The following is a 13678-nucleotide window of genomic DNA, read 5'->3' on the forward strand; positions in this document are numbered from 1 at the left end:
AACTATGGAGCGCTGCCACGAGATGCCGTTTGGCTGTGATTTCAATGGTGAAACGACCGATTTTCGCCTCTGGGCACCGGCCCTGGACAGGGTGGAACTCGAATTCCGGCCACCCACGGCCAGTGCCTGGCGCAGTGCCGAAATGGATTCGCGCAATGGCTGGCACCAGCACGTCCGCGACGATTGTCCGGCGGGCACCCTGTACCGATTCCGTCTTTCTCCGACGATGGCCGTTCCCGATCCCGCCAGCCGCTATCAGCCGGAGGGGGTACACGGCCCCAGCGAAGTCATCGACGCCCGGAGTTTTTCCTGGCAGGACGGGGACTGGCAGGGACGTCGGTGGGAGGAAGCTGTCGTATACGAACTGCATCCCGGCTGCTTCAGCCCGCAAGCAAATTACCGGGGAATCCGGGAGCGCCTGGATTATCTGCTGGAACTGGGAGTGACCGCGGTGGAACTGATGCCATTGTCCCAGGCGCCGGGTGCCAGGAACTGGGGTTACGATGGCACCTACCCTTTTGCACCCTGCAATGCCTATGGCAGGCCGGACGAGTTGAAGTTGTTGGTGCAGGAGGCCCATCTCAGGGGTCTCATGGTGTACCTGGACGTGGTCTACAACCATTTCGGTCCGGAGGGCAACTACCTGCACACCTACGCGCCGGATTTCTTCACGGATCGCTACCAGACCCCGTGGGGGTCCGCCATCAACTTTGACGGCCCCGGGAGCGAGACGGTGCGCCGCTTTTTTGTGGAAAATGCCCTCTACTGGCTCCACGAGTATCATCTGGACGGACTCCGTTTCGATGCGGTGCATGCCATTTTTGACCGTTCCCGTCCCGACGTACTCGAGGAACTGGCGGACACCATCCGGCGCCGGACGCAACCGGACCGCCAGGTACATCTGGTACTGGAAAATGATCACAATGCCGCTCACTACCTGGGTGGGACCAGCGGGGCTCACCAGTACAATGCCCAGTGGAACGACGATTTCCATCATGCCGCCCATGTGCTGCTGACAGGCGAAAAAGACGGTTACTACGGCGATTACACCGACAACCCCCTGCGCCACCTGGAACGCTGCCTGTGTGAAGGCTTCGCCTACCAGGGCGAATTTTCCCGTTACCGCAATGCCCGCCGCGGGGAGCGGAGCGCCCAACTGCCGCCGGGTGCTTTTGTCGCCTTTTTGCAGAACCACGACCAGACAGGAAACCGGGCCCTGGGGGAGCGCCTTACAGTCCTCGCGCCCTTAAGGCCCCTGCGGGCACTGGTCTCTATCCTCCTGCTGGCACCGTCTCCGCCCCTGTTATTCATGGGGGAGGAATGGGGCACAGAGCGGCCTTTTCTCTATTTCTGCGACTTTGAAGAAGAGCTTGCCGAGGCAGTGCGGGAAGGACGGGCGAGGGAATTCCAGCAATTCAGCGAATTCGCCGATCCGGAATCCGGCACTACCCTTCCCGACCCCAACGAACCGGACACTTTCGCCGCCAGCCGCCTGGAATGGCGTGAACTGGAGGATTCCAGGCACAGGGAATGGCTGGCATTCTACCGGGAGCTATTACGGATTCGCCACCGGGACATCATTCCCGTGCTGTCTTCTCTTCACGGGGGAGAGGCGCAGTGCCTGAGTCGGGAGCCCATGCTCCGTGTAATGTGGACAGGAAGCGACGGAACCAGGCTTCACCTGTTTGCCAACTGTTCCGACAAACGCGCCGACACTGGCGCACTGCCAGAGGGTCATGTTCTCTACGGGCCAATACCTGACAGGGAGCATCAGGCGGGAGTCCCCACTCTGGCTCCCTGGCAAGTGCTCTGGATGATACAGACGGACGAGACCGTCCATGCCTAGCCTGCATTCCGTCACCATCAACCGTCTCGCCAGGGAAGCGGGAATACATTCGGGCTTCCGCGATGTCCGCGGGAGATGGCGGGATGTGTCCGTAGCAACAAAGCGGGCGCTCCTCCAGGGTATGGGCTTTCCCGCATCCTCTGCCGAAGAGGCGGCGGCAAGCCTTACGGCGCTGGAGCAGAGGCGCTGGCTCGGCACGCTACCGTCGGTCACGGTGATAACAGAGAATGAACCTTCACCCTGTTGCGACCTGTTCCTCGCGACTGCAGACCTGGGCCTAAGGCTGGACTGGCGTATCGAACTGGAGCAGGGAGGCTTCCGGGAGGGAGAGCTCGCACCGGCCGGGCTGACCGTTGAGGAGAGAAAACAGGTGGCAGGCGTGGAAAAGGTGCGCCTGCGGCTGCCGCTTCCGCAGGGACTACCCCTTGGCTACCATACTCTGGCGCTGAACGGCGCCCTCAGGGACTCTCTCGATGACTCCCGGGACGGCCCCGGCGGCATGAGTCTGATCATGGCGCCAGCACGCGCCCATATTCCCGAAAAGTTGGAGCGGGGTCAGAAGCTCTGGGGGCTGGCTGTCCAGCTTTACGGACTCCGGTCACAGCAAAACTGGGGCATCGGTGATTTCGCGGATCTGCAGCAACTGGTTTCGGGGGCTGCTGCCCTTGGCGCGGATACCATCGCCCTCAATCCACTTCACGCCCTCTTTCCCGGCAACCCGGCCCATATCAGTCCCTACGGGCCCTCCTCACGGGAATTTCTCAATACCGGCTACATCGCTCTGCCTCATTCGCAGGTCCACGATGAAGAGGGGCTGACCGCCCTGCGGTCATCGTCCCTGGTGAACTTCGAAGCCGTGCTGCCCCTCAAGATCAGGGCACTGGAACAGCGGTTCAACAGCGATGAACCGGAGGCGGCTGATTACAGGCGGTTCGTGGGCGAAGGGGAAAGCGGGCTTCGGGACCTGGGAGTCTTTCAGGCTCTCAGTGAACACTTTGGACATGACACGCCCTGGCGGGACTGGCCGGCACCATACCGCAATCCGGCTTCACCCCAGGTGGCGGAATTCGCCCGTGATCACCACAGGCGGATCGATTTTTTCTGTTACCTGCAATGGCTTGCTGACCGCCAGCTGGAAAACGCGGCCGCCGCTTGTGAGGCCGGCGGCATGGCCCCGGGACTGTGCCTGGACCTGGCCGTGGGCTCGGACCGCTGGGGCGCAGAAACCTGGCGCCAGCAATCGCTGTTCGCCACGGGTGTCAGCATCGGCGCTCCTCCCGACGCCTTCAACCTTCTCGGGCAGGACTGGGGCATCCCTCCGATGACGCCGTTACAGTTGAAAGAGCAGGCCTACAGGCCCTTTATACGTATGCTGAGGGCCAACATGCGCCATGCCGGCGCCCTGCGGGTGGATCACATACTTGGATGGCAGCGCCTGTACTGGATACCCGAAGGCGCCTCGCCCGACACAGGCAGCTATGTCTCCTACCCTTTTGACGATATGCTCGCCATCGCAGCCCTGGAAAGTCATCGCAACCGCTGCGCCATCATCGGCGAGGACCTTGGAACCGTGCCCCGGGGATTCAGGAACCGGCTTCGCAAGGCAGGTATTTTTTCCACGCGGCTGCTTCATTTTGAGCGCACACGGGACGGCCGTCACGTGGCCCCGGACAACTACCCGCGGCTTGCCCTGGCCTCGGTAGCCAGCCATGATCTGCCCACCCTTCGTGGTTTCATCACGGGCCAGGATCTGCGTCTGCGCAGCCGCTACCGGCTGTTTCCCTCCGCCGAAGAGCGCTACCGGGCGATCAGGGACCGGGTACGGGACAGGCGCCAACTGGTAGAGGCTCTTCAGAGAGAAGATCTGCTGCCCTCAGGACATCTGCCGGGGAGCTGGCTGCGGCGCCATGTCCGTGAACTGGCTATTGCCGCCTATCGCTACCTGGGCCGATCGAGCGCAGGAGTGGAGCTGGTCTACCCTGAGGATCCGCTGGAAGTGCTCGACCAGATCAATCTGCCGGGCACCACAGATGAGCATCCCAACTGGCGCCGCAAGTTGCCTCTGGAGGTTGCGGATCTTCTGGCTGATCAGGCTATGGGGGAAATGGCAGCTCACCTCAACCGGGAACGGGATACGTCGGGGACATCAACACTTCATGGAGAGACCAATGACTGAACGCGCCACCCTTTCAGACACTCCCGGGTCAGGCACCCCCAGGGCCACCTACCGCCTTCAGCTCAATTCCCGGTTGGGGTTCACCGATGTGCGGCGCCTGCTCAGCTATTTTGACCGCCTTGGAATCAGCCATCTCTATACCTCGCCTTTTCTGGAAGCCCGTACCGGCAGCCCCCACGGCTACGATGTCACCGACCACAATGCTTTCAATCCCGAACTGGGAAGCGAGGCGGACTTCGACGATCTCGCCGCTGGCCTGGCCAGCCGCAGCATGGGTCTCATCCTCGACTTTGTCGCCAACCACATGGGAGTCGGCAAGGCGGACAACAGCCGTTGGCAGGATGTACTCGAGTGGGGAGAGGCCTCTCCTTTTGCAGACTTTTTCGACATCGACTGGCACTCCCCCACCGCTTCACTGCGGGGAAAGGTACTACTGCCCTTTCTCGGCCAGTCCTACGGTAAGGTTCTGGAGGGAGGCGAGCTGCAACTGGGCTTTGATGCGTCGCGGGGAAGTTTTGCCGTAAGCTATTTCGACCACCTGTTTCCCGTCGCCCCCCGCCACTACGCACGGATTCTCTCTGCCGTGTCACCCGATGCCCTGAGTGGCCCCGCCCGGGCAGAGCTGGCCGAGCTCAGCGCCGCCTTCCGGACCTTACGAACCGCGGGGCTTTCCGGCCGTCGTCAGCGGGAAGTCCGGCAACGGGCCGAGACTCTCAAGGAACAACTGGCATCACTGGCGCAAGGTGTGCCTCAGGTCAAGGAGCAGATTGAAAGTGCGGTCTCCCTTCATAACGGAGGGCCGGGACAGCATGCCAAGTGTCTGCGCCTGCACCGGCTCCTGCAGAGGCAGTCCTACCGGCTTTCCTGGTGGCGGGTAGCTTCGGATAACATCAACTATCGACGTTTCTTTGACATCAACGACCTGGTCACCATTCGCACAGAGCGCGCGGAGGTTTTCGATAACATTCACCGCCTGGTGCTGCGACTGATTGGCGAAGGCAAACTCCAGGGACTGCGCATCGACCATATTGACGGGCTGTCCGATCCCCGCCACTACTGTGAAAAGCTTGGGAATGCCGCTGCAAGCCGTGAATCCGGGGAGCATCCCCTTTATCTTGTGGTCGAGAAAATTCTCGCCCACGGCGAGGTATTGCGCAGTGACTGGCCAGTGGCCGGAACAACAGGATACGAAGTTCTCAACCGCATCAATAGCCTGTTTATCGAACCGGGTTCTGAAGACTTGCTGCAATCTTTCTATCGCAGATTGACGGGCAGGGAGGAAAATTTCGACGAAACACTGGCAAACGCCAAGCGCCAGGTAATCGACCACCTGCTGGCCAGTGACATTCAGGTGCTCTCCAATCTGTTTTCCCGGCTGGCGGAATCCAACTGGCACACGCGGGATTTCACCCTGGCTTCCCTGCGCCGTGCCCTGGCCGAAATCATCATCTCCCTCCCGGTCTATCGGACCTATGTTGACCCCAGGGGTTGCGGCTCCAGCGACCGCCACGAGATAGACCAGGCGATTTCCGGAACGAAAAAGAGAAATCCGCTGATCAACAACGAGCTCCTGGACTTCATCCGCGGTGTGCTGACCACCGATCTGGCACGTTCCCGCAGCGGCTTCAACCGCAACCAGGTTATCCGTATCGCGATGAAATTCCAGCAGTACAGCGGTCCTATCATGGCTAAAAGCCTCGAGGATACAGCCTTCTACCGACACATGGTGCTGGCCTCACTCAACGAAGTGGGAGGCGACCCCCGCCACTTTGGCACTTCCATGGAGGATTTCCACCGATTCATTGATGAAAGGGGTAAACAGTGGCCCCACGCCATGATCACCACAGCGACCCACGACAGCAAAAGAGGCGAAGACGTGCGGGCAAGACTTAATGCCCTGACAGAGATGCCCGAACTGTGGCGCCGTCGGGTGGAGGAATGGATCAGCCTCAACGCGTGTCACCGGGTACCCGTGGATACGGTCGATGCTCCCGTTCGCAATGACGAATACCTGCTCTACCAGACGCTGGCGGGGAGTATTCCCATGGAGTGGCTGGGCCCGGCAAGCCACGATTCCCCGTTGCCCGATACCGCTGCCCTCGATGACTACCGCCAGCGCATCGAGGATTACATGATCAAGGCGGTGCGCGAAGCCAAACTGAACTCCAGCTGGGCCCACCCCGATCAGACTTACGAGGAGGCGTTATCCTCTTTTGTCAGTGGCATCCTTGAGCCCGGCGGTGTTTTTCTGAAGAGTCTGCTGGAATTCATGCAAGTGCTGGGCCCTCTCGGGGCCTTGAATGGCCTGGCCCAGACCACACTGAAGTTCACTCTGCCTGGCGTTCCGGACCTCTACCAGGGAAGTGAGCTGTGGGATCTCAACCTGGTGGATCCCGACAACCGCAGACCGGTTGACTACGGTGCGCGGGAGCAGATGTTGCGTCAGTTAAGTGAAAGCGCCGATGGCAACCGCGACGACCTGGTCGCGGAACTGGCCTATATGTGGCCCGACGGAAGAATCAAGCTCTACGTAACCTGGCAGTTGCTGGAACTTCGCCGCCGCCACCCCGGGCTGTTTCTCCATGGAACCTATGAGCCGGTTCACATCCATGGTGACAATAGCCACGGCCTGTGCGCCTTTGCACGACGCCACCAGGGTCAGTGTCTGCTGACGGTAGTGCCCTGTCTGAACAAGACCAGGGCCACGAATGGAGGCGGACTGACTGCCGCGAGACTCTATGAGGGCGCGGGGATTTCCCTGCAGACAGTCAGCGACCACCAGCACTGGCACAACCTTTTCACCGGCGACCGGATCAGGGCTGAAGCCAACGGCCAACTGCCCGTGTCCGGGCTCCTGGCGAAGTTCCCGGTGGCGGTGCTCCACAGCGGCATTCCATTTCAGGAATAGTTTGCGCCTGTCGACAATGGCGTACGGCATGGATGTCGTGATAACCGCTTCACATTCCCGGTATTCAAGCTACCTTTTATTTATACACTCACAGGAAAATCGGGAGGTCCGCCGATGACGGAATGGTCCCTCGAATACACGGGTTTCGAGGCAGGGAAAGAGCCTCTCCGCGAAGCCCTGTGCACCCTGGGCAACGGTTACTTCGCCACACGCGGTGCGGCGGCGGAGGCCACGGCCGATAATGTCCATTATCCCGGCACCTATATTGCCGGCTGTTTCAACCGGCTGACAACTCATATGGCGGGAGAGACCGTCGAAAATGAGTGCATGGTGAATATCCCCAACTGGCTGCCTTTCACCTTTCGAATCGAAAACGGTGACTGGTTCGACCTCGACAGGGTCGAAATACTGGATTTCCATCAGCAACTGGATATCCATCAGGGCATATTGCGGCGAACTGTCCGCTTCAATGATGGCCAGGGACGGAGAACAACACTGCACCAGGAAAGACTGGTTTCCATGGAGCAGCATCACCTCGCAGCCATGAAAACGGTTCTGCAGGCGGAGAACTGGACCGGAACAGTGGACGTCTGCAGCGCGCTCGATGGCCGGGTCAGCAATAGTGGCGTGGCCCGGTACCGGGCGCTGAACAATCGCCATCTCTGTCCTATAGTAGCGCAAACTGCGCCCGGGAATATCCTGTTGCTGGAGATGGAGACCAGTCAATCACATATCAGAATTGCCCAGGCCGCAGTTACCCGTTTCTCCCGGGAGGGTGAGATTCACCCCTGCCAGGGAGAAACGGCATGGGAAGACGATTACATTGCCCATCACTTCAGAAGCCTCGCTATCGAGCCCGACAAGCCCCTGGAGATGGTCAAGAAAGTAGCTGTCTACACTTCCCGGGACCGGGCCATCAGCGAGGCCATGAACGATGCCCGTCAGGCGATAGAGGAAGCGCCGGGATTCGATATTCTCGCCGAACGGCACAGACTCCGCTGGAAACAGTTATGGCGCCAGTTCTCGCTGGATCTGGCAACAAGCACCGACGATGGGGACAGCAAGACCAAGCGGATTCTGCGTCTTCACATCATGCACCTTCTCCAGACCACGTCTCCCCATATTCTCGACCTCGACGTCAGTGTCCCCGCCCGGGGTCTTCATGGCGAAGCCTACCGCGGTCATATTTTCTGGGACGAGCTCTTCGTTTTCCCCTTTTTCAACCTGCGCATACCGGAAATCACCCGCTCGCTGCTCCAGTACCATTACCGTCGGCTTGACGCCGCACGGCGGGGGGCACGGGCCGAGGGCTACGAGGGCGCCATGTTCCCCTGGCAGAGCGGCAGCAACGGCCGGGAAGAGAGCCAGACGCTTCATCTCAATCCCCAGTCCGGCAACTGGATCCCTGACAATTCCAGCCTCCAGCGTCATATCAGCTCAGCCGTGGCTTTCAACGTGTGGCACTACTTCGAAGTAACCGGCGACTGCCAGTTTCTGTCGTCCTGCGGTGCTGAAATGCTATTGGAAATAGCCCGCTTCTGGTCCAGCATCACCACCTACAACGAGGATCGGGGCCGCTACGAAATTCTCGGAATTATGGGGCCTGACGAATATCACGATGCCTACCCCGATTCCAATAAGCCCGGAATCGACAATAACGCCTATACCAACATTATGGCGGTATGGGTGCTACTGCGGGCTCTCGAGCTGCGCACCGTCATGCCGGGGCCCGGTTTCATGGAAGTCTGCGACAGGCTGCAACTGACCAGTGAGGATTTCGACCGCTGGGACGACATCAGCCGCAGGATGCATATTCATTTTCACGAACACGGAATCATCAGCCAGTTTGAAGGCTACGAGAAACTTCAGGAGTTTGACTGGGACGGTTACCGGGCCAGATACGGCGATATCCACCGGCTCGACCGGATCCTTGAGAGCGAAGGCGACACGCCCAACCGGTACAAGGCGTCGAAACAGGCGGATGTGCTGATGCTCTTTTATCTTTTTACTGCGGAAGAACTCGGCGAACTCTTCGCCAGGCTCGGCTACACCTTCGACCGCGACACCATCCCCCGCAACATCGACTATTACATGGCGCGGACCTCACATGGTTCCACCCTGAGCCAGGTGGTCCACTCCTGGGTGCTCGCTCGCTTCGATCGCCCCGGTGCCTGGCCGCTGTTCTGCCAGGCTCTGCGCAGCGACGTCGAGGACATCCAGGGGGGCACCACACTGGAAGGCATCCACACCGGAGCCATGGCAGGCACAGTGGATCTGATCCAGCGCTGCTTTACGGGCATCGAAACGCGGGAAAACATGCTGCGGCTCAACCCGGCACTGCCGCCGGAACTACGCTCCCTGACATTCAACATCCACTACCGCGGCCACATGCTGAATTTCCACCTCACGCCGGTCTCGCTCCGGATCGCCATAGAACCTTCGGCCCAGCACCCAATCCGGATAGCCCTGAAGGACGAGATCCATGAACTTGAGCCGGGGCAGATCCGGGATTTCCCGCTATGAAAACACGCTATCAGTCAGCAGGTACGGATAGAGACTCTCACAAGGTGCGGAAGACATGACACAACGTCAAAAAAATGTATTTGTTCTTGGGTATGACAAACGCCACGCTCAGGATATCGTGAAGATACCCGATGCCGATGCCTTCTGCTTCCACCCGCTTTTGCGTACCGACGAGATAATACACCGGAAAAATTTCCCCATTGAGGACAAGCTTGAAAAAGCTCGCAACGTCTTGCGCAGGTTCGACGGAACGGTGGATGCCATTATCTGCCACTGGGATTTTCCGGCCACACCCATGGCGGCAATTTTATGCGCTGAGTTCGGTTTGCTGGCGCCCTCCCTGGAAGCCGTGCTCAAGTGTTCACACAAGTACTGGAGCCGTCTCGAACAACAGCAGGCGGCGCCTGAAGCTACGCCGGGCTTCTGTGTCGTCGACCCTTTCGATGAAAATGCAGTGGGCAAAATCACGCTGGATTATCCCTTCTGGATAAAACCGATCAAGGGATACGGCTCTACCCTGGGGTTTCGCATCAACAATACGCAGGACCTCAACCACGCTCTGGAGGTCATCAAACAGAAAATCCGGCGCCTCGGCGATCCCTTCAACACGATTCTGGGAAAAGCGGATCTGCCATCCGAACTGGGCAAGGTTGACGGCAATTACCTCATTGCTGAAAACCTCGTTCATGGCAGGGAGTTTGCCCCCGAGGGCTATGTCCAGCACGGAAAATTTCACGTGCACGGCGTAATAGACATGGTTCGGGACAAAAACCACAAGAGCTTCCTGCGCTATGAATACCCCTCTCAGGCGCCCCACCGGATCCAGGATCGCGCTATTGAGCTGGCCGAAAAGGTATTCCGCCAGATCGGTTTCGACAACGGCTGTTTCAACATGGAATTTTTCTGGGACGAAGCCAGCGACGACTTGTGGATTGTCGAGATTAACCCCCGCATCTCCCAGTCTCATTCCTACCAGTTCGAGATGGTGGATGGCATGTCCAACCACGAGATAGCAGTGCACGTGGCCCTGGGAGATAGCCCGCGCTTTGAGCATCGCACCGGACCCCGGAACCATGCCGCAAAATTTCTGCTGAGGCATTACACACAGCAGGACGCAGTCGTGACCCAGGCACCGGATGATGACCAGCTCTCGCGTCTCGCCGAGGCGCAGCCCGACACCAGGGTTGTGCTCATGGCAAAGAAAGGAATGCGACTGTCAGACATTCCGGACCAGGATCCCTACAGCTATGTGCTGGCAGAGGTGAATGTTGCCGGCTCAACCCAGCATGACATGCTGGAGCGTTACCGGGAGGCCATTACCTGGCTGCCGTTTGAGTTCTCGCCACTGCCGGATGAGGAGAAATCATAAAATGGACGCAAATGGTGAAAGCGCAGGGCTGGACAACCTTGAGGTCGTCGAAAATGAATGGATTCCCCTTGCCGATGGTGGCCGCCTGGCTGCGCGCATCTGGCGCCCCAAAGATGCGCATGCACATCCGGTCCCCGCTATTCTTGAGTACATACCTTACCGCAAGCGGGATCTGACCCGGACCAGGGATAGCATTAACCATCCGTGGCTGGCGGCCAGGGGATACGCCTGCGTTCGTGTCGATTTACGTGGTAGCGGCGAATCCGACGGCGTGTTGGCGGACCAGTACCGGGAGCAGGAACTCAACGACGGTGTCCAGGCCATAAACTGGCTTGCACAGCAGCAGTGGTGCGACGGTAATGTTGGCATGATGGGAATCTCGTGGGGCGGCTTCAACGCGCTTCAGATCGCCGCGCGGCGCCCGTCTGCGCTGAAGGCGATTATCAGTGCGTGCTCCACCGATGACCTCTATGCCGACAACATGCACTACATGGGGGGCTGCCTGCTGACTGACAACCTCTCCGAATCGACCACCATGTTCTCCCACACCAGTTGTCCGCCTGATCCCGAACTGGTTGGCGAGCGCTGGCGGGAAATGTGGCTGGAGCGGTTAAACGGAAGCGGCCCTTGGCTGGAAACCTGGCTGCGCCACCAGTGGCGCGACGATTATTGGCGCGAAGGTTCGGTTTGCGAAGACTACAGCGCCATTCAGTGCCCCGTTATGGCAGTGGGAGGCTGGGCTGATGGTTATACAAATGCCATTTTCCGGCTCCTGGAGCATCTCAAGGTGCCGCGTCAGGGGCTGATCGGCCCCTGGGGCCACAAGTACCCCCATCAGGGCATTCCCGGCCCGGCCATCGGCTTTCTCCAGGAAGCACTCCGCTGGTGGGACCACTGGTTGAAGGAAAAACAGACCGGAATCATGGAGGAACCCATGCTACGTGCCTGGATGCAGGACAGCATTCCTCCTACCACTTATTATCATCATCGACCCGGACGTTGGGTGGGTGAGTCGCAGTGGCCCTCGCCGCGGATTACCGAGAAGGTCTTTCGCTTCGGTCCCGGGGCAGAGCTCAGGGAGCCGGCCGGGCAGCCGGACAACATGGAGACGGCATCAGAGGCGAGTATACAGTCGCCCCTGAATGTCGGGCTCTTTGCCGGGAAATGGGCTTCCTATTCCGCTGCTCCCGATCTACCCCACGATCAGCGTGAGGAGGATGGCGGCGCACTTGTTTATGAAAGCGGCCCTCTGGCCGAGGACCTGGAAATCCTGGGAGCGCCGACCGTGACCCTGACACTTGCCAGCAATCAACCCGTGGCAATGGTCGCAGTCCGCCTGTCCGATGTGGCGCCAGACGGCAAGGCAACCCGGGTCACCTATGGCTTACTCAACCTCAACCACCGAAAGGGTGACGATCGGCCGGAGTTATTGATCCCGGGCGAATTCTTTGAAACCAACGTCCCGCTAAATCACATCGCCCAGGTCTTTCCTGCAGGTCACCGGCTACGTATCAGCATCTCCACATCTTATTGGGCCCTTGCCTGGCCACCGCCCAGACCGGTGAACCTGACACTGCGGACGCAAGGGGCTTCACTGAAATTACCGTCACGACCACCACAGGACACCGATGCGCAAATTGTCTTCGAGGACCCGGCAGGGGCGGCGCCGATTGCGGTAACTCTTATCGAACCGCCCCATCACAACTGGCTGGTCCATCGGGATCTGGCGGAAGATCTGTCCACCCTCGAGGTCATCAAGGACAACGGATGCTTTCGCATCGAGGAGATCGACCTTGAGGTCACCAGTCGCACCTGGGACTGGTACACCTTTCGTGACGACGATTTCAGTTCGCCCCAGGGAGAAAACAGAACCGAGCGATCCTTTCGCCGCGGAAACTGGTCAGTCCATACCAGGACGCACACCATCCTCAGGGCCGATGCAGAGACCTTCTACATCCAGGCGGAACTCGACGCCTGGGAAGGCGATAAACGGATTTTCTCCCGCAACTGGGATCTGGCTCTTCCACGCAACTTTGTCTGACAAAATCATGTAGCGGCGGCCAGAAAGGCAGCCATAGCCACCAGAGCGTGCAAAATGAGTGTTTCAGCTTCACCCTGTTCCACGTGCTACCTGAGAAAACAGTGCCTCTTCTACAGGGTACCGGGCGTCGCCCAGGGAGGTGCCGATCAGATTCTTGAATCCGCCCTTACAACCAATATTCAGATGGTTCAGGGGGAGCAGATCTATGGTTACGGTTCGACCTTCGAATACTTCTATATGGTCAAATCAGGCTCTGTCAAATGCTCTTTGGGCACCAGCACCGGAGAAGAACTGATCGTCGATCTGTGTCTGCCCGGGGACATCTTTGGCCTCGACGGACTCAACGACGCCCGCCACAGTTACTCCGCAGTCGCGCTGGAATCCGGTCTGCTCTGCAAAATCCGTTTTGAAACGCTGGAAAGTTTAATCGCAGAAGACCCCTGCATACTGAGAAGTCTGCTGCGGTTGATGGGACAAAAGTTCATCAGCGATTTAAGGTTCGTCACCAGCAGGATGAGCGCTGATAAACGGATTGCCCATTTGCTGATCAATCTCTCGAAGCACAACGGACCCAGTACGTTGCCGGCTACCAGAGTGCGCCTGCCGATGACCCGGGCGGATATAGGCAATTATCTCGGCATGGCGCTGGAAACTGTAAGCAGGATTCTGGGCATCTTTCAGAAAAACGGCATCATAGAGGTTCACGGGAAACACGTGGAAATACTTGATCCGGCCGCATTGAACAGAATCATGACCGACAGGGAGGGCAATCTGTTCTCCTCCGGTGCAGCCAAATTCCCCCCGGCTGAGTGAAG

The 13678-nt window shown here is 59.0% G+C and carries 7 protein-coding genes; all 7 read left to right on the top strand.

Going from position 1 to position 13678, the window contains the following annotated elements; all coding sequences use genetic code 11:
• Positions 1-4: 4 nt before the first annotated feature.
• The 7 genes from treZ to DIT72_RS09815 all read left to right on the top strand — a co-directional run bounded on the left by treZ (position 5) and on the right by DIT72_RS09815 (position 13676).
• The gene (gene treZ, locus DIT72_RS09785) at positions 5-1846 is read left to right on the top strand and encodes a malto-oligosyltrehalose trehalohydrolase (RefSeq protein WP_135955050.1); all 1842 of its coding nucleotides are present in this window, start codon (positions 5-7) and stop codon (positions 1844-1846) included.
• The gene (malQ, locus tag DIT72_RS09790) at positions 1839-4022 is read left to right on the top strand and encodes a 4-alpha-glucanotransferase (protein ID WP_135955051.1); all 2184 of its coding nucleotides are present in this window, start codon (positions 1839-1841) and stop codon (positions 4020-4022) included. Before treZ ends, malQ begins: the two co-directional genes overlap by 8 nt.
• Positions 4015-6930 carry a malto-oligosyltrehalose synthase gene (gene treY / locus DIT72_RS09795; protein ID WP_168355047.1) on the top strand — a complete coding sequence of 972 codons (2916 nt, stop codon included), beginning with the start codon at positions 4015-4017 and terminating at the stop codon, positions 6928-6930. Before malQ ends, treY begins: the two co-directional genes overlap by 8 nt.
• Before the next feature lie 114 nt (positions 6931-7044).
• Positions 7045-9453, top strand: a complete 2409-nt coding sequence (locus tag DIT72_RS09800; protein ID WP_135955053.1) for a glycoside hydrolase family 65 protein — start codon at positions 7045-7047, stop codon at positions 9451-9453.
• A 55-nt stretch (positions 9454-9508) separates the two neighbouring features.
• Positions 9509-10822 (top strand): ATP-grasp domain-containing protein, encoded by a 1314-nt coding sequence (locus tag DIT72_RS09805; protein WP_135955054.1) that lies wholly within the window; start codon positions 9509-9511, stop codon positions 10820-10822.
• A gap of 1 nt (position 10823) precedes the next feature.
• On the top strand, positions 10824-12863 hold the full coding sequence (locus tag DIT72_RS09810) for a CocE/NonD family hydrolase (protein WP_135955055.1): 2040 nt from the start codon (positions 10824-10826) through the stop codon (positions 12861-12863).
• A 54-nt stretch (positions 12864-12917) separates the two neighbouring features.
• Positions 12918-13676 carry a helix-turn-helix domain-containing protein gene (locus DIT72_RS09815; RefSeq protein ID WP_135955056.1) on the top strand — a complete coding sequence of 253 codons (759 nt, stop codon included), beginning with the start codon at positions 12918-12920 and terminating at the stop codon, positions 13674-13676.
• Positions 13677-13678: the final 2 nt, after the last annotated feature.

The organism is Marinobacter orientalis, from assembly GCF_004792665.1.
Taxonomy (GTDB): Bacteria; Pseudomonadota; Gammaproteobacteria; order Pseudomonadales; family Oleiphilaceae; genus Marinobacter; species Marinobacter orientalis.